A 22,378-nucleotide genomic window follows, 5' to 3' on the forward strand; every position below is an offset into this window, starting at 1 on the left:
CCGGCAGGGGACTGGCCCGACTCAATGGCTGTGGCTCAGCTGCGCAAGATGAAGTCGGCGCAGCGCTCGGCAATCATGATGACCGGCGCATTGGTATTGCCGGAAATGATGCTGGGCATGATGGAGGCATCGCAGATGCGCACGCCTTCCACGCCATTGAGCTGTAGCTGCGGGTTGACCACCGCCGCCGCATCGCCACCCATGCGGCAGGTGCCAACCGGATGGTAGACAGTCTTGGCATGGCTGCGGATGTGCGTGATCAGCACTTCATCGCTGGCGTGCTCCGCTGCCGACGGGAGCAGCTCCTCACTGATCACCCGTTGTAGCGAGGGCGCTCGCAAGATGCGCCGTGCCAGCCTGACTCCGCGCAGCAGGCCGGCCACATCGTCCTCATGGCTCAGTGCGCCGCTGACAAAGCGCAGCGGGGCGCGCGCATCGGGGCTACTCAGGCTGACTGAGCCGCGTGATTTGGGACGCAACAGGCAGGGGTTGATGGAAATGCCGTGGCCGGGCAGTGGCTCTCGATCCACATCGCCCACCAGCACCGGCAACACGTGAAACTGGATGTCCGGACGGCTGCTGCCGTCGGTGCAGGCAAAGCCGCCGCTTTCCACCACATTGGAAGTGAGCAGTCCACTGCGCAGCAGCTGCCACTGCAAGCCATTGAGCAAGGCATTGAAGCCGCGCTCCTGCCCCAGCAGGCTGATCGGTTCGCGGCAGCGGCCATACACCGATACCTCCAGGTGATCCTGATAATTCTGGCCAACTTCCGCTGCGTCATGCAGCACGGCTATGCCATGCTCACGCAGCTGTGCGGCTGGGCCAACACCGGACAGCAGCAGTATCTTGGGGGTGGACAGCGCACCGGCACACAGAATGACCTCGCTACCGGCGTGGGCCTCGTGACACTGGCCATCAGCAGTAAGCCACTGTATGCCACTGGCGCGCTTGTCCTGCCATAGCAGTTTTTCCACATAACAGCCGGTACGCACCTGCAGATTGTCGCGCTGGCGTACTGCTGCCAGATAGGTGGCCGCCGTGCTGCCGCGTTGGCCATTGAAGGTGGTGGTATGAAAAAATCCGCTGCCTTGCTGCAGCGGCCCGTTGAAATCGTCGTTATAGGGCAGGCCGCACTCTTGCGCCGCCTTGACGAAGGCCAGGCTCAGCGGATGGCGATAACGGGTATCGCTGACGCGCAGTGGTCCTTCGGTGCCATGGTAGGGGCCGGAGAGCCGCATATGGTTTTCGGCCTTTTTGAACGCTGGCAGCACCTGCTCCCATCCCCAGCCGCTGCAGCCCTGCGCGGCCCAGTCATCATAATCGTTGGCCGTCCCCCGGATATACACCATGGCATTGATGGAGCTGCCGCCCCCCAGCGTGCGGCCTTGCGGTACATGGATGCGGCGACCGGCGGCACTAGCCTGCGGCTCGCTTTGGTAAATCACGCTGCGTTCACTGCCGATGACCTTGATGAAGGTGGCCGGCATGTGGATGAAGGGGCTGTTGTCCGGTGGGCCATCCTCCAGCAATAGAACCCGTTTGCCGGCTTCGACCAGCCGGCAGGTGATGGTGCAGCCTGCGGAGCCGCCTCCCACCACGATATAGTCAAATTGTGGCATTGCCTTCTCCTTGTTCTCCTGCGCCCGTTGCGGGCGGGACTTCAGCTTATGGGCTGGAGAAAAGGCAAGTTGACTGCTGCGGCCATGCCACTTGATTGTGCGGGACAGCGTCCTGGCTATTCACGCCCAGCAAGCGGCTGAGCCGGTATGACAGGCCATGTTGCCAGTGACTTTGCGAGCATAAAAAAGCCGCAGGAGCAAACCTGCGGCTTTTTGCATGGTGCGCTGTGGCTGCTTACTTGACGCAATCCACGCAGTACACCTTGCGGCCTTCCACATCGGTGGCCACCAGGCCGTGCACGTCGGTCTCGAAGCCCGGCAGTTCGCGGTTGAAGGCCTGGGCAAAGCGCAGGTAGTCAACAATGGTCTTGTTGAAACGCTCACCCGGAATCAGCAGCGGAATGCCCGGCGGGTAAGGCGTCAGCAGCACGGCGGTGACACGGCCTTCCAACTGGTCTACCGGTACACGCTCGATCTCGCGGTGCGCCATCTTGGCAAAGGCATCAGACGGACGCATGGCCGGCTCCATCTCGGACAGATAGATCTCGGTGGTCAGGCGGGCGATGTCATGCTTGGTGTACAAGGCATGAATGCGCTGGCACAGGTCGCGCAGGCCCACGCGTTCGTACTGCGGGTAGCGCGAGACAAAGTCCGGCATGGCGCGCCACAGCGGCTGGTTCTTGTCGAAGTCGTCCTTGAACTGTTGCAGCAGTGAAATCAGCGTGTTCCAGCGGCCCTTGGTAATGCCGATGGTGAACATGATGAAGAAGCTGTACAGGCCGGTTTTTTCCACCACCACGCCGTGTTCGGTGAGGTACTTGGTGACGATGGCGGCGGGGATGCCCATTTCTTCGAAGCTGCCGTCTACGTCCAGGCCCGGGGTCAGCACGGTGGCCTTGATCGGGTCCAGCAGGTTGAAGCCTTCCTCGATGCCGGCAAAACCATGCCAGTGCGCGCCGGGTTTCAGTTCCCAGTCCACCGGGTCGCAGATGCCGTCGTCGGACAGCTCGTCCGGGCCCCATACGCTGAACCACCAGTCGTTGCCGTATTCCTCGTCCACCTTGCGCATGGCGCGGCGGAAATCCAGTGCTTCCACCAGCGACTCTTCCACCAGTGCCTGGCCACCCGGCTGCTCCATCATGGCGGCGGCCACGTCGCAGCTGGCAATAATGGAATATTGTGGGCTGGTGGAGGTGTGCATCAGATAGGCCTCGTTGAACCAGGCGGTATCCAGCTGACGGTTTTGCGGGTCCTGCACCAGAATCTGCGAAGCCTGGCTGATACCGGCCAGCAGCTTGTGGGTGGACTGGGTGGAGAAGATCAGGCTGTCCTTGCAGCGCGGACGGCCTTCGCCAATGGCGTGGAAGTCGCCATAGAAGTCGTGGAAGCTGGCGTGCGGCAGCCAGGCTTCGTCAAAGTGCAGCGTGTCCACTTCACCATCCAGAATGCCCTTGATCTCTTCCACGTTGTACAAAATGCCATCGTAGGTGGACTGGGTGATGGTGAGGATGCGCGGCTTGAGCTTGGGGTTCTTTTCCAGCGCTTCGCGGGCAAAGGGGTTGGCCAGAATCTTTTTCTTGATGCTGTCCAGCTGGAATTCCGACTTGGGAATCGGGCCGATGATGCCGTAGTGGTTGCGGGTGGGCATCAGGAATACCGGAATGGCACCGGTCATCATGATGGCGTGCAGGTTGGACTTGTGGCAGTTGCGGTCCACCAGCACGATGTCGCCAGCCGCCACGCAGCTGTGCCATACGATCTTGTTGGAAGTCGAAGTACCGTTGGTGACAAAGAACAGGTGGTCGGCATTGAAAATGCGCGCTGCATTGCGTTCCGAGGCGGCAATCGGGCCGGTGTGGTCCAGCAGCTGGCCCAGTTCGTCCACCGCATTGCACACGTCGGCGCGCAACATGTTTTCGCCAAAGAACTGGTGGAACATCTGGCCCACCGGGCTTTTCAGGAAGGCTACGCCACCGGAGTGGCCGGGGCAGTGCCAGGAGTAGGAGCCATCATGGGCGTAGTCCACCAGTGCGCGGAAAAACGGCGGGGCCAGGCTGTCCAGATAGCTCTTGGATTCGCGGATGATATGGCGCGCCACGAATTCCGGCGTGTCTTCGTGCATGTGGATGAAGCCATGCAGCTCACGCAGGATGTCGTTGGGTATATGGCGCGCGGTGCGGGTTTCGCCGTACAGGTAGACCGGAATGTCCGGGTTACGGCGGCGGATTTCTGCCACAAAGCTGTACAGCTGGCCCAGGGCGTTTTCCGATGCGTCGTCGGTCTGGAACTCTTCGTCGTCGATGGACAAGATGAAACCGGCTGCCCGGCTTTGCTGTTGGGCAAAGGAGGTGAGGTCACCATAGCTGGTGTAACCGATCACACTCATGCCTTCGGCCTCCATGGCTGCTGCCAGTTCGCGGATGCCGGAGCCGCTGGTGTTTTCCGAGCGGAAGTCCTCGTCGATGATGACGATGGGGAAGTGAAAACGCATACCTGAGTCCTTGTCGGTCAAAACTCGGACACCACAGCCGGGAATGGCCATTCAGGAAGGCAGCCCTTGCCATGGGCAAGGACACTACCGTGCACCTGTAACGCCTGTCGGCCCGCAGCTTGCTGCAGTGTCACTCGGTGCGCGTTGGGGCGCAGTCGCCGGGTTGGCGAGGCTGGCCTTGAGGCGCGTAATGTTACTAGGCGCGCACGGAAACCGGGGTGCATCCTGCTGGCTGACGTGGAGTGGCCGCAGATCCCCGGCTTCCTTAGGGAGCACGGTGAGTGTGCGTCCTTCACGTCGGCCGGCTTGGAGAACATCCCAAGAAAGCGCGCATTGTAGTCCTTTTACCGTGCTTGTGTTGCAAGGCAATATCAGTGCGTGAAAATATTCTGCAAGTTTGATCAAATATCCTGCCGGAATCCTTGTCTGGCAAGGCTTTCAGCGGAATGAAGCGGGCTTAAAGGATTGTTTTAAGACAGATTAGCCTGCAGGTGGGGCCGGCGGTTTGAGATTATTTTTACTCTCGGCCAACTGTTGTTTTTTTTCATTGCGCCGCCGATACAGACCTAGCGCCTTCAACACGATGGCGCCACCGCTCAGGGTGAGCAGGAAAACCAGCGGCCCGGCCACCAGCCAGGGAAACAGGGCGGCAACTACCGCAAAGCCCAGCAGGCTCAGGCCGATGGTGAGAAAGGCGGTGGCTTCACTACTGTCTATGCTACGGGTACCACGTACTACGGCACCCAGCGCATCACCAATACGCGCGGCCTGCCGTGCGGCTGCACTGGCCCCACTGCGCGCTGCATGCCCGGCACTGGGAAACAGGAAAGAGGCTTGCTGGCGCTGGCGCGGGTGAGTCAACACCGGCGTGCGCTTGTGACCGCTGAGCACCACTTCGGTGGATTGTTCCAGATCCTGCAAAAAGCGGGCTGCCAGTTCCCCAGCCACGCTTTCGTCCTCGATGGCGACATCGATTTCACGATTGGCCAGCCAGCTGGAAATGTTCAAATTGGTGGAGCCGATACGTGCCCAGCGACCATCGGCTACGGCGGTCTTGGCATGAATCATCGGGCCGTTCCACTCGAAAACCCGTACGCCGGATTCCAGCAGCGGCCGGTACATGGTGCGCGACACGGTGGCAATCCAGCGGATGTCACTGGAGCGCGGCACCAGCAGACGTACATCCACCCCGTCGCGCGCAGCCTGCTTCAGCGCCGACAGATAGGTGCTGGTGCCCATGAAATAGGCATCGGTCAGCCACAGGGTGCGGCGGGCAAAGCTGGCAATCAGCAAGTCCAGCCGCATCATGTGGGCGGTGGACGGGGTGGTGGCAATCAGGCGGGCGGCAATGGTGCCGCAGTTCGCAATGGGGGGGGGGAAATCCAGCCAGTGCGCGTCCAGCACCGGGCCACAGCTGGCCCAGCTATCGGCAAACGCGGCCATGGCTTCGCCGACCAGCGGCCCACGCAAGGACAAACCGGTGTCGCGCCACGGCGCGATGCCGCTTTCAGGCCTGCCTTCCCAACTGGAACTGATGCACAAACCGGAAATGAACACTTGCTGCTGGTCCACCACAATCAGCTTGCGATGATTACGCCCTAGCAGGCTGAGCCCGCCGGTCAGCGTGGGGGGATTGTAGGCCCGCACCTCGGCCCCGGCCGCCAGCAGCGGGCGGAAAAACCCGGCCAGACTGGATTTCCAGCTGCCCAGCCAGTCATACAACAGGCACACCTTGATGCCCGCCGCGGCCTTGTCGATCAGCAACTGGCGGATTTCACGGCCAAAGCGGTCATTGGCCACGATATACATTTCAATGAATACCGACTCTTGTGCAGCGGCAATAGCCTGTTTCCAGGCCGGAAAGTTATCTGTGCTGTCATACAGCAGCCTAACCTGATTGCCTGCAATCAGCGGTGCCCCGGCCGAACGCGAGAAGGCCTGGTCGGCCAGCTGGCGCACAAAATCCTGGGCGGGGGCTGTAGTGCTATCGCTACGCATGGTGAGTTATGTATGTTGTCCTACAATATTCATAAATTGGCTGTTTGGGCCATTTTGGATTTGCCAGTCGTGCACCAGAATGGGTCGTAATTTTGAATATGGGTGTCACAAAACTGGAAGAAAAATGGACTTTTTTTACGGGTTTCCCCTGATTTTTTTGGCGAAAAATTAAATCAAGTATTTGAAAAATAAAGATTATTGCGTTGCGAGATAATTGGCAATAACTGGTTGCAAGGTCAAGCAAGTTGCCCTTAGAATCAATTCATTCGATTCACAATTATAAGCAGGACAAAGCAATGGACAGACAGCGCTGGTTGCAGGGTACCCTGTACCACCCGGATTTCGAGCAGGACAGCTGCGGATTCGGCCTTATCACCCAACTGGATGACAAACCCAGCCACTGGCTGGTGGAAACCGCCATTTCCTCGCTGGCCAAACTGACACACCGTGGAGCGGTGGCGGCAGACGGCAAGTCGGGCGACGGCTGTGGTTTGCTGTTTCGCAAGCCGGACGGTTTCCTGCGTGAAGTGGCCGCTGAGGCCGACATCGCGCTGAAGGCAGTGTACGCCGCCGGTCTGGTATTCCACCACCCCGACAGTGAAATCGGTGCACGCAGCTTGCGTCGCCTCAAAGAGTTTCTGGAAGCCCAGCAACTGGAAGTCGCCGGTTTCCGCGTGGTACCCACCGACATCAGCGCCTGTGGTGAAGCCGCACTGGCCAGCCTGCCTGCCATTTCTCAGGTATTTGTAAACTGTCCTTTTGGTATGGATGAGCTGACTTTCCAGCGTCGTCTGTACATGGGCCGTCGTCAGGCAGAAAAAGCCAACAAGGTGGAGGACCCGTCCTTCTACCTGCCCACGCTGTCACCGCACACCCTGTCCTACAAAGGCCTGGTGACGCCGGAAAACCTGCCCAAGTTCTTCCTGGACCTGAACGACCCGCGTTTTGAATCCAGCCTGGCGGTATTCCACCAGCGCTTCTCCACCAATACCTGGCCGCAATGGAAGCTGGCACAGCCTTTCCGTTTCCTGGCGCACAACGGTGAAATCAACACCGTGCAGGGCAACCGTTACTGGGCACGTGCCCGCGAGCGCATCATGGCCTCGCCGCACCTCGACATGGACGCCGTGCGCCCCATCGTGCAGACCGACGGCTCCGACTCCATGAGCCTGGACAACATGCTGGAAGGCCTGCTGATGGGCGGCATTCCGCTGTTCCGTGCGCTGCGCCTGCTGGTGCCGCCGGCCTGGCAGAATGTCGACTCCACCGACAAGGACCTGCGCGCCTTCTACGAATACAACTCCATGCACATGGAGCCGTGGGACGGCCCGGCCGGCATCGTGCTGACCGATGGCCGCTACGCCGCCTGTATGCTGGACCGCAACGGACTGCGTCCGGCCCGCTGGGTACTGACCAAGGATAATATCCTCACTATCGCTTCCGAAGTGGGCGTGTGGGACTACAAGCCGGAAGACGTGCTGCGCAAGGGCCGTGTGAAGCCGGGCCAGCTGTTTGCCGCCGACCTGGCAACCGGCGAGCTGCTGATGCCTGAAGACATCGACGCCATGCTCAAGAGCGCCAAGCCGTACCGCCAGTGGATCAAGGACAGTGCCAAGTATCTGGAACTGTCGATCGAGGACGATGCCGGCATCGAGGCGGTGAGCAAGGAAGAACTGTCCCGTCTGCAAAAGCTGTACAACTTCAGCTTTGAAGAGCGTGACCAGATCCTGCGCGTGCTGGCCGAAGACGGCCAGGAAGCCGTCGGTTCCATGGGTGATGACACCCCGATGGCGGTGCTGAGCCAGAAAGTGCGCTCGCCCTTCGACTATCTGCGCCAGCAATTTGCCCAGGTGACCAACCCGCCGATCGACCCCATCCGCGAAGCGGTGGTGATGTCGCTCAACAGCGTGTTTGGCCCCGAGCGCAATATGTTTGAAGAGAGCGCCGAGCACGCCAAGCGTCTGGAAGTGCGCTCGCCGGTGCTGTCGCACGAAAAATTCATCCGCGTCACCACCCGTCCGGAACCGTATCTGAAAGCCACCACTTTCGACCTGTGCTATGACCCGAGCGAAAGCTCCTTGCAACAGGCCATCGAAAAGCTGTGCCAGTACGTGATCGAAGCCGTCAACGAAGGCACGGTGATCGTGGTGCTGTCCGACCGCATCATCACCCAGGGCCGTCTGCCGATTCACGCGCTGTTTGCCACCGGTGCGGTACACCATGCGCTGATTGAAAGCGGCCTGCGCTGCAAGACCAACATCCTGCTGGAAACCGGCACCGTGCGCGACGCGCACCAGATGGCCTGTGTCATCGGTTACGGTGCCACCGCGGTTTATCCCTACCTCGCTTACCAGAGCATCATCGACCTGGTGAACAGCGGCGTGGTCAACTGCAAGATCAACGAAGCACTGCAGCACTACCGCAAGGGCATCAACAAGGGCCTGCTGAAAGTGCTGTCCAAGATGGGTATCTCCACCATCGCTTCCTATCGCGGTGCCCAGCTGTTTGAAGCCGTCGGCATTCACAAGGACGTGGTGGACCTCTGCCTGAAGGGCACGGTGTCGCGCGTGTCCGGTGCCAGCTTCGAGGACTTCGAGGACGACCAGCAACAACTGCTGCGCTTCGCCTTCAACCCGATGCGCCCGATTTCGCAAGGCGGCCTGCTCAAATACGTGCACGGCGAGGAATACCACGCTTACAACCCGGACGTGGTGCAGCTGCTGCAAAAGGCGGTACAGAACGACGACTACCAGGCCTACCAGCAATACGCCGACACGGTGAACACCCGTCCGGTGGCCATGCTGCGTGACCTGATGAAGGTGAAACTGGCCGAGCAGCCGATCTCCATCGACGAAGTCGAACCGATTGAAGCCATTCTCAAGCGCTTTGACTCCGCCGGCATGTCGCTGGGCGCGCTGTCGCCGGAAGCCCACGAGGCACTGGCAACGGCGATGAACCGTCTGGGCGGCCGTTCCAACTCCGGTGAAGGTGGTGAAGACGCGGCCCGCTACGGCACCGAGCGTATGTCCAAGATCAAGCAGGTGGCCTCTGGCCGCTTTGGCGTCACCCCGCATTACCTGGTGAATGCCGAAGTGCTGCAGATCAAGGTAGCCCAGGGCGCCAAGCCGGGCGAGGGGGGGCAGCTGCCGGGCGACAAGGTCACCGGCCTGATTGCCCGCCTGCGTCATGCCAAGGAAGGCATCAGCCTGATTTCGCCGCCGCCGCACCACGACATCTACTCCATTGAAGACCTGGCACAGCTGATCTTCGACCTGAAGCAGGTCAACCCGACTGCGCTGGTATCGGTAAAACTGGTAGCCGAACCGGGCGTGGGCACCATTGCCGCCGGCGTGGCCAAGGCCTATGCCGACCTGATCACCATCTCCGGTTACGACGGTGGCACCGGTGCTTCGCCGCTGACTTCGGTGAAATACGCCGGCTCGCCGTGGGAACTCGGCCTGTCCGAAGCCCAACAGGTACTGCGTGCCAACGGCCTGCGTGGCCGGGTACGGGTACAGACCGACGGCGGTCTGAAAACCGGCCTCGACGTGATCAAGGCAGCCATCCTCGGTGCGGAAAGCTTCGGCTTTGGCACCGGCCCGATGGTGGCGCTGGGCTGTAAATACCTGCGTATCTGCCACCTGAACAACTGCGCCACCGGCGTGGCTACCCAGGAAATCAAGCTGCGCTCCAAGTACTTCCTTGGCCTGCCGGAAATGGTGATGAACTACTTCCTGTTCATCGCCCGCGAAACCCGCGAGTGGATGGCCAAGCTGGGCGTACGCAGCATGGAAGAGCTGATCGGCCGCATGGACCTGATGGAACTGCTGGAAGGCGAAACCACCAAGCAAGGCAAGCTGGACCTGTCGCCGCTGCTGTCGCAAGGCACGGTGCCGGACGATGTGCCGCGCTTCTGCATCAGCGACAGCAACCCGTCCTTCGACAAGGGCGAGCTGGCCGAGCAGATCCTGGCCGATGCGCTGCCTGCCATCCACAACAAGCAGATGCTGGAACTGTCCTACCCGATCGAGAACATCCACCGTTCCATCGGTGCCCGCCTGTCCGGTGAAATCGCCCGCGTACACGGCGCGGCGGGCTTGCCGTTTGGCTGCCTCAAGGTCAAGTTCAACGGCAGCGCCGGTCAGAGCTTTGGCGTGTGGAACGCGCCTGGCCTGCATCTGGAACTGGAAGGCGATGCCAACGACTACGTGGGCAAGGGCATGGCCGGTGGCCGCGTCACCATCTACCCGCCAAAAAATGCGGCGTATGAAAGCGGCGAAGCCATCATCATCGGTAACACCTGCCTGTACGGCGCCACCGGTGGCCAGCTGTTTGCCGCCGGTGTGGCTGGCGAGCGTTTCGGTGTGCGTAACTCCGGCGCGCTGGCGGTCATCGAAGGTGCGGGCGACCACTGCTGCGAATACATGACCGGCGGTACCGTCATCGTGCTGGGCGAAACCGGCTACAACTTCGGTGCCGGCATGACCGGTGGCTTCGCCTTCGTCTACGACCCGGGCGAGCGCTTTGCCTACCGCTACAACAATGAACTGGTCGACATTCACTTGATCAATGGCGAAGCAATGGGCATGTACCGTGCCTTCCTGCTGGAGAAGATTGCCAAGCATGTCGAGTTGACCGGCTCCGAAACCGGCCGCGCCATGCTGCAAAACTTCGACGACTACGTGGACTACTTCTGGCTGGTGAAGCCGAAGGCCGCTACGTTGGACAGCCTGCTCAAGGATTGACGATCAAGGGCGGGGCTTACTGCCCCGCCGCAATGGAAACAACAGGGCCTGCCGCCATCTACCAGGCCGGGCCCGCAGTCAGGAAACGATCATGGGTGACGTATTCCAGTTCATGAAGCTCTCCCGCAACCCCGGCGAAAAAGTCGAAGCCGCGGTGCGCAAGATTGAGTTCAAGGAAATCTATCAACCGCTGCACAAGGTGGACGCCGCCGACCAGGCCGGGCGCTGCCTGTCCTGTGGCAACCCCTATTGCGAATGGGAATGCCCGGTACACAACTACATTCCCAACTGGCTGAAGCTGGTGACCGAAGGCAAGCTGTTCGAAGCGGCCGAAATGTCACACAAGACCAACAGCCTGCCGGAAATCTGCGGCCGCGTCTGCCCGCAAGACCGCCTGTGCGAAGGCTCTTGCACACTGAACCAGGGCGGCTTTGGTGCCGTTACCATCGGCAGTATCGAAAAATACATCACCGACGAAGCCTATAAGGCTGGCTGGCGTCCTGACATGTCCAAGGTGATCTGGAGCGACAAGAAAGTCGCCGTCATCGGTGCCGGACCGGCAGGACTTGCCTGTGCCGACGTACTGGTACGCAACGGCGTGAAGCCGGTGGTGTATGACCGCTACGAAGAAATCGGCGGCCTGCTCACCTTCGGCATCCCGGAATTCAAGCTGGAAAAGGCAGTCGTTCAGCGCCGCCGCGAAATCATGCAAGGCATGGGCGTGGAATTCGTGCTGAATACTGAAATCGGCAAGGACATCGAAATCGAAGCCCTGCTGGAACAGTACGACGCCGTGTTCATGGGCATGGGTGCCTACAAATACATGAAGGGCGGCTTTGCCGGTGAAGACCTGCCGGGCGTGCTGGAAGCACTGCCTTATCTGGTCAACAACGTGCGCCAGTGCATGGAAACCCTGCCGGCAGGCGAGCAAGCCATCTCCATGGCTGGCAAGCGCGTGGTGGTACTGGGTGGTGGCGACACCGCCATGGACTGCAACCGCACCGCCATCCGTCAGGGGGCCAAGCGCGTCACCTGCGCCTACCGCCGTGACGAAGCAAACATGCCGGGTTCCAAGCGCGAAGTGGCCAATGCCAAGGAAGAGGGCGTGGAATTCCGCTGGAACAGCCAGCCGGTGGGCATCGAACAACTGCCCAATGGTGCGCTGGCGGTGATCCTGGCCGAAACCCGCCTGGGCGAGCCGGATGCCAAAGGCCGTCGCAATGCCGAAATCGTACCGGGCAGCGAAGAGCGCATCGAGTGCGACCACGTCATTATCGCCTTCGGCTTCCAGGTGGAAGCTGCCAGCTGGTTTGACCGAGTAGGCGTTACAAGCAGCCAGAATGGACGTACTATTGCCGCTGGAAATTCCAAGTACAAGTACCAGACCAGCCACGCCAAGATCTTCGCTGGCGGCGACCAGGTACGCGGAGCCGACCTGGTGGTCCGCGCTGTGTTCGAAGGCCGTCAGGCGGCGGAAGGTATCTTGAGCTACCTGCAGGTGTGGTAAGACCTTAAGCAAGTGACTAATTGAAAATAAGCCCGCCGGATGGCGGGCTTATTTTTATGAAAAAACCAGCGAATATCGAACGAATATCGAAAAATTAGCTATTGCGAATTTTGGTAATTAGTTGCGTGGTGCTACGATCATGTTCAAAGGCGATCGTTGTGACTATACCGCCATGCTGCTTTACAAAATCGGCGCCAGCAATCTGATCGAGCTGATAGTCTCCGCCTTTGACAAGTACATCTGGCTTGATCGTGGAGATCAATTCTGCAGGCGTGTCCTCATTAAAAATAGTAACAAAATCAACACATTCCAGCGCTGCGATCAAAGCTGCTCGGTCATTCTCGCCATTAATAGGGCGGTCACTCCCTTTGCCTAGACGACGTGCCGACGCATCGCTGTTAATACCAACAACAAGATAGGCACCAAGCTTTTTTGCTTCCTGCAAGATGTGAATATGACCACGATGCAGAATATCAAAAACGCCGTTGGTGAACACAACGGGCTTAAGACCGGCTGTCAGTGCCGCCAGCCTAGCATGATCAAGCTGGATTTTTTCAGGTTTCTGGAATTGCTGTTCGGTGAAGTGCAAGTCTACGTATTTGCACAGACTATGGATTGAGAACAGGTGCATTTCCTGGATGCGTGCCGTTTCATTCGATGGGACACGAATTTCCACATCTTGATTGCCAAGCATTTTAGCAATCTTGCCGCCATCCTTCCCTGTAAAAGCAATCACGCGCATATTACGGTGATGAGCCTCCTCAATAGCACGCATGACATTGAGGGAATTTCCGGATGTACTGAACGCTAATAGAACATCACCCATTTGCCCAAGAGCTTCAACTTGGCGAGAAAAAAGAACCTCATAGCCATAGTCATTCGCAATGGCAGTCACTACCGAACTGTCAGGGACTAAAGAAATGGCTGGTAATGCCATTCTTTCAGTTTCAAAGCGATTGACCAGCTCTGAAGCAATATGCTGCGCATCCCCTGCCGAACCACCATTACCGCAACTCAGTACCTTTTTCCCCATGATAAGCGCAGCATTGAGTACGGTTGCTGCGTGTTGCAATGGTTCGCTCAATTGATTGGAGACTTCTTCACCAAGCTGGATCCATTTTTCCAAGCCGTGTTTAATTATAGTGTCCATTACAAATTTACTTTCATCAGATGTCTAATATAATTGGCTACACCAGTTTGCACTGTATGAAATTGATGATTACAGCCAATGGCGCGCAGATTTTTCAGATCTGCTTGCGTAAAGTTTTGATATTTCCCAACTAACGACTCAGGAAAGTCAATATATTGAATAAAGCCAGATGCTACGCAACTAGCCAGGTCCAATGGAGCTTCACCAGCAACTTCACGGAATGTATTTACCACGGCAAGTGCAACATCATTAAATGGTTGCGCATAACCGCTACCCAGATTAAAAATTCCACTCTTTTCCGGGTGGTCATAAAACCACAAATTGACTGCTACAACATCATCAATATAAATGAAATCGCGCGTATGCTCGCCATTGCCGCAATCAAGGTAGGCACCAAAAAGTTTTACAGCGTTGTCATTTCTGAATTGATTGTAATTGTGGAAGGCAACTGAAGCCATACGGCCTTTATGCTGTTCATTAGGTCCGTAAACATTAAAGTAGCGGAATCCGACAATTTGAGATTTAACATTAGTGACTTGTCTTACTACTTGATCCATCAAAAGCTTTGAGTAGCCGTAGACATTTAAAGGATGCTCATTGTCCGGGTGCTCGCTAAATGTCTGGCTCTTGCCATAAGTAGCGGCGCTCGATGCATATAAAAGGCGAGTGCCATTTTTTTGGCAAGCTTCAAGCAAATCACGACTGCAACGATAGTTGACGTCCATCATGAATGCACCATCATGTTCCATGGTGTCGGAACATGCACCTTCATGAAAAATAGCTTCTACCTTTCCAAAATGACCGCCTTCAAATTTTTGATAGAATTCATGGCGATCAAGATAATCTGAAATTTTTAAATCAACAAGGTTGTGAAACTTATCTCCTTGCTGTAAATCATCCACTACAATAATGTCGCTGATCCCGCGGGAATTTAACCCACGTACAATATTACTGCCAATAAAACCTGCGCCACCGGTTACAATGACACGCTCAGACATGATTCATTAACTCCTCAATCGTGATGGGGGAAGTTCCCATCTTGCCAACCACGATGCCAGCAGCACGATTAGCCAAGTGAGCGGCCTCTTCAAACCCCATTCCGGATGCAATGCCAGCAGCCAATGTGGCAATGACCGTATCTCCGGCACCAGATACATCAAATACTTCACGCGCTTGAGTGGGGATATGGATATGTTGCGAGCCAAGGAACAAACTCATCCCTTCCTCCGACCGCGTAACAAGCAAGGCTTGTAGCTGAAGATCATCTCTCAGTTTAAAGGCACGCTGTACAAAATCAGCCATATCGCGTGGGCGGCCGGCAACGGCGGCAAACTCCTCCCGGTTTGGGGTGATAATGGTTGCACCACGGTAGGGTGAGTAATCAGTGCCTTTAGGATCAATCAATACCGGTTTTCCTGCCGAACGTGCCAGCTGAATCATTTGCTGGATATGTATCAGGCCACCTTTGCCATAATCCGAGAAAATTACCGCATGCTGATTGGCAATGCGACTTGCAAACATATCAACCAGGGGGAGCAGGACTTCATGATCAGGCTTTTCTTCGAAATCCAGACGAACCACCTGCTGATGACGGGCAACAACGCGCAGCTTTACGGTGGTTTTCAAGCTGGCATCAGCAAGAAATGCACAGGAAATCTGGTTGGCTTGAAGTTGCTCTTGCAGTGCCTGCCCATCTCTATCTTCGCCACGTGCAGAAAGCAGTGTTGTCGCTACGCCTAGATTTGCGACATTCATGGCCACATTGGCTGCGCCACCAGGAACATCATGAGCAGTCTGGATCAACACGACAGGCACTGGCGCTTCCGGCGAAATACGATGGCTATCACCAGACCAGTAGCGGTCAATCATGACATCGCCAGTGACCAGGATGGAAGAGTTGTTCAGTTGCATGGAAATTTCCAGAAGATTGAATGAGCTGAAACTATATATTATGAGGAGCTCGAAAACTAATATCAGGCACCAGGAAAGCCTGTACTAGCAGGCTGCGTTAAATTGATTTTTATTATATTGAAAAAGAAAGCAATTGTCATTGCTTGTGACATGGTATAAGCAATTTTTGCCATCACATTGATTGAGCGTCAGTAGTCTTCACGACTGGGAAAAAGCTATGGCTGGAAAGCCTCTTTGCGAGACAGCCTGATGGCTGCGATTTTGAGAAAAGCAAAGTCAACAATCATGCGTACTGTCCAGCTGATGGCAGCACCAATAATGCCAAAGTGATCAATCATCAAATACAGCATTCCCATATAGGGTAACAATTCAATGGCATTGATGGCTGCCGTGATGTGGGAATGGCCCCTGGCCTGGATTTCTACATAGGGGAGATGTGCCATGGCGCTGAAGATAAACCCGACCAACAAAATACGGAGTGCTTCTGCACCAATCAAAACATAAGCCTCACCCATCCAGATTTTCATGATAAAACCAGATAAAGCAAAAATGGGTAGTGAAATGCTCAGGCAGATGCAGAATAAAACAAAATGATAGTTTTTCCAGAAAGGACCAGGCTGTTGCACTTTATTGTCAAAACTCAAGCGGGGAAACAAGGCTTTGGCAATGGATGCCGGAATGATCAACAATCGGGTTACCGCTTCAGACGCAGAGCTATAGAAAGCAACATTCTTTGCTCCCAGAGCATTAGATAGCACAAAGCGGTCGATATACACCATGATGGGACTGATGATATTACTGATGGTCAGCCAGCCTCCAAAACTAAGCAATTCCCTGAGGGTGGCCCGGTCCAGCTTCAAGGAAATTGGTATATGGCGCTTGCAAAACAGATAACTGATCAGTGCGGCGATGATCCGTGAAAATAGAATACCCAGTATTGCATAATACAGCCCAGACCCGACGATCAGCATGAAGGCTGGCAATAAAGCCATTACCACTCCCGCCAAGGTTTTCTGGATGTTCAGTTCGGAAAATAACTCCATTCCCTCCAGATATGCAGTCCATACCTGTGTCAGCAAGAAAAAAGGAATGGCAATGCATAGCAGACGTATGGCACTGATGGTGTTGCCCAGATGTTCTGGTGAAATTCTCAGGAAATGGCAAATGGCGGGAGTGGAAAAAAACAGCGCCGCCATCGCCACCAGACTGAGCAGCATGACTGCAGCAGTCGAGGTGGCAATAATACGGATCAAGCCAGGCCGGTCCTGTCGTGTACGACTGACCAGGCGAATGGCTGCTCTGGAAATACCCACGTCAAACATGCTGGCATAGCCGATAAAGGCAAAGGCAATGGTAAAAATACCAAAGGCCTCAATCCCCAACCGCCGCGCAATAAAGCCAATACTGGGAATGGCAAGCAGGCTGGGAATGGCAAGACCGGAGAGATTCCAGAGACTATTTTTTATCAAACTCATTGCATGTTTCGTCCTGATATCATAGCTCTAAAAGAACTTGCTGGCCATTTTGGTCGCAGGGATATCAATAAATTTTGAGAAAAAATGTGAAATAAATATGATGATACAATCTGTATGCAGATGAAAAAAATGCTGTCATAAATCCGAATTTATTTAAAAATGTTAAAAATATAAAACAAGTCAAGCTGCAAAAAATAGGTATGTGCATTAAATAAAGTGGAAAACCTAAACGCCCAAGCTCTTTAAGAGGCTTGCAAGATAATATTTTTCCGCAGGTATCATTGGTAATAATGCCAATGACTAAAAGTATCGCCCCAAGAGAGTTGAAAAATCTTTTTGGATCATCATTCAAATTAAATTTTAGTAAATCAAATTTCGGTAAATTATATTTATGAAGTAAATGAAATAATTCTGAATTATTATAAGAACCAAAATATAAAGCAAAAAATATAATTAATGGGCTGATTTTTTATTATAAATAATAAATTTTATGTATTGATGGCAAGCTACCAAGCCAAAAGCATAGATACATTAATGCATGGGCAGGTGTGAAGCTGAAAAGCACGTTGTAGTAAAAGCTATTGTTGTTAAGATGCTATTCTTTACTCCAAATAATGCTAATGTTGCAAAAAGTAGAAATGAACCAATTAGCTCTATTTGCATTGTCCACAAAGGCCCGTAGTACGTATTGCCGCCTAATATAATGAAGCCCAATAAACCTGAAAAGAAAATATGCTTAAAAGAAGGGGATGCATCTTTATATTGATTTAGAAGCCAGTCTGAATTTGTTATTAACGCAACGTCTTTATTTAACATTCCACCTAATTTAAAAATGATACCACCAAGCAGCACTGAGAAGAATATTGGAACAATAAGTCTAAAACATCTTCTTGATGCTCGCTTTCAAATTAAGGACATATCGTTTTGTTAGTCATTTGTGATTCCATTAGTAAGTACAACCCCGCTGAGTACAAAAAAATACAAACTGCGAAGTGACCATTGTAAAGTATGCTAACCCAAGGAAGGGTTAGCATACTTTCAAAATTGAAAGTTTAGGTAAAAGATTTTTGTGCTGCTGGGTAAAGGGAACTCATGGCAAATGGAAAAAATATGAACATCATATGCGAAAAGATGACATTCAAGCAGCTTAAGCCACGAAGCCCTTCAAGAGCCAAAATTTTATTTTGGTCAGTTTTCATATTGTTTATGCTTGACTTCAGGGTAATTACTTAGCATTTAGAAGTTTTTGATTAATTGTAATTTAACTGGTTATGCATAGTGTATGCTCTGCATGATGTTCTATTTTTCAAAAAAATCATAAATTAAAGCATTGTCAACTGTAGAGTTTATTACAGAAAAGACTGTTTCTATTGATATTCCATTCATGCATATATGATCATAATTGCAATCCTTAATTTTAGAAATCCCACAGTGTAGACATGGAGTTTTGTTCCTAATTGTTATAACATTATCCCCGATGGGTTTAAATCGGTAGTACAACCCAAGTCCTGAAAATATGCAAATTGTTTTACATCCAGTAGATGCTGCAATGTGAGTGCTGCCAGTATCATGTCCAATAAAACAATCTATCTGACTAATAGCTGAAATAAATTGTGGGATGCTTAATTTCCCAGTGAGATTAACTATTTTGTCTGATTTGATAGAGGAATTAATAAAATTACTCTTGGGTAAATCTGATTTACTCCCAAATAAGTATATCTCAACGTTATTTGTTTTAAGTATTTTTTCTATTAAATAGAGGAAGTTCTGTTCAGGCCAACATCTTGCTTCATTGCCAGCTCCAAAATTAAAGCCAATTTTTATTGTTGAATTATTTTCAATTTGAACATTATTTTTTCTTGCAATATTTAAGAGGGTTTGTTTTGTTGATTCGTGATTTGAGTTTTTTTCGAAATTATCAATAATTAATCTTGCCAGTAATGTCAATGCACTTTGATTGTGAATTTCCAGTTCACTTGGAATGTCCGGGCAAGTGATATCCAATTCAACTTCTGCTTCATTAGCATAAAATCCACATTTTAAGTTGGCATCAATATGTTTTAATGTGTATCGTGAGCTGTGATCGACTTTCATGTCGATAGCTAAGTCAAATTGACCAATTTTTTTTAATATATTGGCTGATTCATTTTTCTCTTGCAGAGTAGGGCCGAACCTACTTTTATCAAATGGGGCAATAATTACATCTTCAAAAAGGCCGGAAGATACTGCAAAGTCTTTGTTTATTTCATTGCAGATTAATGAAAATTTTGCGCTGCTGAAGTATGATCTAAGAAGCACAATTGAAGGAATCGCAAGTATAAGATCACCTATGTGATCAGTTTTTATAATCAAAATTTTATTTATATTATTTTTTTCAAATTTTTCAGAATCATTTTTAATTGCATTTATTTGAAGGTGGTTGAATATTGCATTTTTTGTTTTATTTTTTGGGAAAAAAAATCGATATGTGTTTTTTAAGGTAGTGTGAATGAAGTATAATAATGTATTAGGGTGGGCTGTGTCGAAGCCAATGAATGAATATATTTTTTTAAGGTAAAAAATCATTTTATAACGGCCTTGTTAAATTTTTGCCTGTGGAGTTATTGATAATTTTAAATGTTAATTATGTGTGCTAATTATTTTTCCATGCTCTAAGTGAATTTTTTTATTGCAAACTCGATTTGTCAATTCATGATCATGGGAGGCAAAAATCAGGATGCCGGCATTGTCCACAAATTCATGCAGGCGCTTTTCTGCCTTGTGTTTGAAGTTTTCATCCCCTACGCTGATCCATTCATCCATCAGCAGGATTTCTGGTTGAATGCAGGTGGAGATGGCAAAAGCCAGGCGCAGGACCATGCCGCTGGAGTAGGTACGTACTGGCATATTGAGAAAATCACCCAGTTCACTGAACTCGGCAATCTCATCAATCTTTTCTTCAATCTGGTTGGGTTTTAGCCCCAAAAACAGGCCGCGCAGACGCATGTTTTCAAAACCGGTTGCTTCCGGGTCCATCCCCAGTTGGGAGTCCAGCAGGCTGGTCACCTTGCCCTGAATATCGACATGGCCGATATCCGGTTTGTATACGCCGGCCATGACACGCAGCAGCGTGGTTTTGCCCGAACCGTTGTGGCCGATCAGGGCGACCCGGTCACCCTTGCGGATGTCCAGGTTGATACCCTTCAGCGACTCCACCATTGTGATCTTGCTGTCATGGTTGATATTGCCGCCGGTGGCGGCAGACAGCAGGGTCTGGCGAAACGAACGCTGCTTGGCATCGTATATGGGAAAGCGGACCGTAACGTCTTTGAAAATGATGTGCATGGCTATTCTTTTAAATCCAGTAGGCAATTCTGTGCTTGTAACGGCTGAACAGGGCAAGCGCACAAGCACTGCCTATCACCAGTGTTGCCGTGGCAAAACCCCAGATCCAGGTGGGTGGTAGCTGTCCCAGCAAGGGTTGACGGGTGATATCCAGAAAGCCGGTAAACGGATTCAGATAGATCAGATGCTGGCGTTGGGGGGATAGTTGATCCACATTCCACAGAATAGGGGTTACAAAAAACAATAGTGAAATAAGGTTGCTGACGATGGGTTGCATATCGCGAAAGCGGGTGCAGAATATTCCTGCCAGCACGCCTATCCAGAACAGGTTGGCAGCAACCAGCACAATACCTGGAATGAATAGCAGGGCATGCCAGTTTACCGCGATGGGCAGTACAAACAATTCAATGATAAAAATCACCAGATTGTGCGCCATGATGATGGTGTGGCGCCACATGATGCGGAAAATGAACAGACTCATCGGCAGCTTCATTTGCCGGATATAGTGGGCCGAGCCAGCAAAACTGTCGCTGAAATCATTCATCATGCCGGACATGTAGCCCCACAGGATAACCCCCAGAGTGAGGCGCGGAATGAAAGTGTTCAAGTCATTCTTGAACAACATGCCATACAGTGGCCCCATGGCGGCAATGGTAATGGCCATGCTGATGGTAATCCAGAATGGGCCGATTTTGGATCTGCGATAGCGCAGTCGGATATCTTGCCACCCCATGGCCAACCATAAGTGCCGGGAGTGGTATGCATCCTTGATGTCTTCAATTGCATTGCTGAACATAGTATAGATACGCCTGTTATTGCTCTGTTTTCGTAATGGATGTAATGGGTTTTGGGTTTAATTCTTGTAATACGGCATTGACCACGCTGTCGGCAGTGATGCTGGCCGTACAGGGGGGAATGTCATAGCCGGCAGGACAGGCATCCATCCAGGTGTCGGTTGACCACCAGCAATTACCGCATTCTTTAGGGCCGATATTGATATTATCGGTGTAGCCAAACCAGTCCAGATTGGTTGGGCCAAACATCACAACGCTTTTCACGCCCAGTGAGATGCCAACATGTACCAGACCGGATTCGGAGTCCAGATGTAGTCGAGATCCGGCCAGTATGGACATGGATTCCTTGAAAGAAAGCTTGCCTTTCAGGTTGATATCCACGCCCTTGATATCGGCTCCGGTTTCTCCTCCTAATTGCACAATGACCAGGTCTGGCCTTTTTGCCTTGATCTGACTCACAATGCTTTCCAAGGTTGTCAACGGCATGGATTTGGTCGGACGGTGTGCAACCAGCTTGAATTTTGTGTCCCATCCATCATGAATGGTGATATACGTTTTATGCTGCAGGCCCTGCTCAGTGATCACTTCTGGAGTCAGATCCAGTTGAAGCCGGTGACCATCATATGGAATGCCGAGCATCTCATGCAAATATTGATACCGGCGATGCCCTTCTTCTGTCGCGATATCAGAAAACTCTCCATCCAGTGAAGGATGGGTAATAATGTATTTCTCGATATCTTTGTTTGCTTTGGCTGTATGGCTGATGATTTGTCGCAGCTTTTGGCCATGGCTGAGGCTATTTTCTTCAAAGTTGCTGATATGGCAAAAGCTGACGTATTGATTTACATTCAACGAAAATGTGTAAAATTTTTGTGTGGCCTGAAAGGCTTCCACATTTAATACGTTTCTGAATCCGGGTATGTGGCAAAAAAAAGCACGAATTGAATTGGGTGAGTGGAAGTACACATCAAAAATGGAATGGTTTCCCAATTGTTTTTGCAAGTCGCGCACCATGCGGGCAATCATGATGGAGTCACCCAGTCCGCCAGATATTCTCAAACTATAACTGATTTGATTGCTTTCTTTTTCCATGGCCGTGGTCAAGGGGGTGCGGATACCTAGTTTTCTCTTGATCTTGATTGAGCCAGGAATGATGACTTTGGTCTTGGTAACTCTTATCCCAATGGCTACAGCGCGATCAATACAGTAGGCCAGTACGTGTGGAATGGATTTTGTTTTCAATAACTGGGTCACACGCCGCTTACCACGCCGTAAAAGCGGTGTATTGTTTTCAGAAGGCGTGATGGTCTTCGAACGCTTTTCTTTGATTTTTTCAATTTTGCTATGCATGGTTAATCCGATAT

General features: G+C 52.5%; 13 protein-coding genes and 1 pseudogene. 2 read left to right on the plus strand and 12 right to left on the minus strand.

Annotated features, from left to right (window positions below):
• Nucleotides 1–35 precede the first annotated feature (35 nt).
• The 3 genes from HWX34_RS10010 to HWX34_RS10020 form a co-directional block, all read right to left on the minus strand.
• Nucleotides 36–1,619 (minus strand): GMC family oxidoreductase, encoded by a 1,584-nt coding sequence (locus HWX34_RS10010; RefSeq protein WP_178972110.1) that lies wholly within the window; start codon nucleotides 1,617–1,619, stop codon nucleotides 36–38.
• 235 nt (nucleotides 1,620–1,854) lie between these two features.
• Nucleotides 1,855–4,110 carry an arginine/lysine/ornithine decarboxylase gene (locus tag HWX34_RS10015; RefSeq protein WP_178972111.1) on the minus strand — a complete coding sequence of 752 codons (2,256 nt, stop codon included), beginning with the start codon at nucleotides 4,108–4,110 and terminating at the stop codon, nucleotides 1,855–1,857.
• A 480-nt stretch (nucleotides 4,111–4,590) separates the two neighbouring features.
• Complete coding sequence (locus HWX34_RS10020; RefSeq protein ID WP_178972112.1) at nucleotides 4,591–6,108, minus strand: phosphatidylserine/phosphatidylglycerophosphate/cardiolipin synthase family protein; 1,518 nt, start codon at nucleotides 6,106–6,108, stop codon at nucleotides 4,591–4,593.
• A gap of 296 nt (nucleotides 6,109–6,404) precedes the next feature.
• On the opposite strand from HWX34_RS10020, the gene gltB reads away from it, so the two are divergent.
• Both gltB and HWX34_RS10030 read left to right on the plus strand, forming a co-directional pair.
• Complete coding sequence (gene gltB / locus HWX34_RS10025) at nucleotides 6,405–10,853, plus strand: glutamate synthase large subunit (RefSeq protein ID WP_178972113.1); 4,449 nt, start codon at nucleotides 6,405–6,407, stop codon at nucleotides 10,851–10,853.
• Between the two features lie 91 nt (nucleotides 10,854–10,944).
• The gene (locus HWX34_RS10030; RefSeq protein WP_178972114.1) at nucleotides 10,945–12,360 is read left to right on the plus strand and encodes an FAD-dependent oxidoreductase; all 1,416 of its coding nucleotides are present in this window, start codon (nucleotides 10,945–10,947) and stop codon (nucleotides 12,358–12,360) included.
• 94 nt (nucleotides 12,361–12,454) lie between these two features.
• Here HWX34_RS10030 and rfaE2 read toward each other — a convergent pair whose 3' ends face one another.
• The 9 genes and pseudogenes from rfaE2 to HWX34_RS10070 form a co-directional block, all read right to left on the minus strand.
• Nucleotides 12,455–12,949 carry a D-glycero-beta-D-manno-heptose 1-phosphate adenylyltransferase gene (rfaE2, locus tag HWX34_RS21570; protein ID WP_370459720.1) on the minus strand — a complete coding sequence of 165 codons (495 nt, stop codon included), beginning with the start codon at nucleotides 12,947–12,949 and terminating at the stop codon, nucleotides 12,455–12,457.
• Nucleotides 12,950–13,510 (minus strand): annotated as a pseudogene (locus HWX34_RS21575) (SIS domain-containing protein); the annotation flags it as partial.
• Nucleotides 13,510–14,508: an ADP-glyceromanno-heptose 6-epimerase gene (rfaD, locus tag HWX34_RS10040; protein ID WP_178972116.1), complete on the minus strand. Its 999-nt coding sequence runs from the start codon at nucleotides 14,506–14,508 to the stop codon at nucleotides 13,510–13,512. The pseudogene HWX34_RS21575 and the gene rfaD, both read right to left, overlap by 1 nt.
• The gene (rfaE1, locus tag HWX34_RS10045; protein ID WP_178972117.1) at nucleotides 14,501–15,421 is read right to left on the minus strand and encodes a D-glycero-beta-D-manno-heptose-7-phosphate kinase; all 921 of its coding nucleotides are present in this window, start codon (nucleotides 15,419–15,421) and stop codon (nucleotides 14,501–14,503) included. The genes rfaD and rfaE1 overlap by 8 nt, the downstream gene beginning before the upstream one ends.
• A 215-nt stretch (nucleotides 15,422–15,636) precedes the next feature.
• Entirely contained in the window at nucleotides 15,637–16,896 is a 1,260-nt protein-coding gene (locus HWX34_RS10050; RefSeq protein ID WP_178972118.1) for a flippase, read from the minus strand.
• A gap of 1,299 nt (nucleotides 16,897–18,195) precedes the next feature.
• Nucleotides 18,196–19,461, minus strand: a complete 1,266-nt coding sequence (locus tag HWX34_RS10055; RefSeq protein WP_178972119.1) for a glycosyltransferase family 9 protein — start codon at nucleotides 19,459–19,461, stop codon at nucleotides 18,196–18,198.
• Between the two features lie 54 nt (nucleotides 19,462–19,515).
• Complete coding sequence (locus HWX34_RS10060; RefSeq protein ID WP_218645131.1) at nucleotides 19,516–20,289, minus strand: ABC transporter ATP-binding protein; 774 nt, start codon at nucleotides 20,287–20,289, stop codon at nucleotides 19,516–19,518.
• Nucleotides 20,231–21,016: an ABC transporter permease gene (locus tag HWX34_RS10065; protein ID WP_370459718.1), complete on the minus strand. Its 786-nt coding sequence runs from the start codon at nucleotides 21,014–21,016 to the stop codon at nucleotides 20,231–20,233. Before HWX34_RS10065 ends, HWX34_RS10060 begins: the two co-directional genes overlap by 59 nt.
• A 16-nt stretch (nucleotides 21,017–21,032) precedes the next feature.
• Nucleotides 21,033–22,364, minus strand: coding sequence for a glycosyltransferase family 9 protein (locus HWX34_RS10070; protein WP_178972121.1), 1,332 nt, complete (start codon nucleotides 22,362–22,364; stop codon nucleotides 21,033–21,035).
• Between the last annotated feature and the right edge of the window lie 14 nt (nucleotides 22,365–22,378).

Origin of the sequence: Aquitalea sp. LB_tupeE, from assembly GCF_013391415.1 — a bacterium.
Classification (GTDB): domain Bacteria; phylum Pseudomonadota; class Gammaproteobacteria; order Burkholderiales; family Chromobacteriaceae; genus Aquitalea.

Excerpts from the sequence above, each read along its gene's own strand:
- HWX34_RS10010 (WP_178972110.1), bottom strand. The coding sequence starts at position 1,619 with ATGCCACAATTTGACTATATCGTGGTGGGAGGCGGCTCCGCAGGCTGC.
- HWX34_RS10015 (WP_178972111.1), bottom strand. The coding sequence starts at position 4,110 with ATGCGTTTTCACTTCCCCATCGTCATCATCGACGAGGACTTCCGCTCG.
- HWX34_RS10020 (WP_178972112.1), bottom strand. The coding sequence starts at position 6,108 with ATGCGTAGCGATAGCACTACAGCCCCCGCCCAGGATTTTGTGCGCCAG.
- gltB (WP_178972113.1), top strand. The coding sequence starts at position 6,405 with ATGGACAGACAGCGCTGGTTGCAGGGTACCCTGTACCACCCGGATTTC.
- HWX34_RS10030 (WP_178972114.1), top strand. The coding sequence starts at position 10,945 with ATGGGTGACGTATTCCAGTTCATGAAGCTCTCCCGCAACCCCGGCGAA.
- rfaD (WP_178972116.1), bottom strand. The coding sequence starts at position 14,508 with ATGTCTGAGCGTGTCATTGTAACCGGTGGCGCAGGTTTTATTGGCAGT.
- rfaE1 (WP_178972117.1), bottom strand. The coding sequence starts at position 15,421 with ATGCAACTGAACAACTCTTCCATCCTGGTCACTGGCGATGTCATGATT.
- HWX34_RS10050 (WP_178972118.1), bottom strand. The coding sequence starts at position 16,896 with ATGAGTTTGATAAAAAATAGTCTCTGGAATCTCTCCGGTCTTGCCATT.
- HWX34_RS10055 (WP_178972119.1), bottom strand. The coding sequence starts at position 19,461 with ATGATTTTTTACCTTAAAAAAATATATTCATTCATTGGCTTCGACACA.
- HWX34_RS10065 (WP_370459718.1), bottom strand. The coding sequence starts at position 21,016 with ATGTTCAGCAATGCAATTGAAGACATCAAGGATGCATACCACTCCCGG.
- HWX34_RS10070 (WP_178972121.1), bottom strand. The coding sequence starts at position 22,364 with ATGCATAGCAAAATTGAAAAAATCAAAGAAAAGCGTTCGAAGACCATC.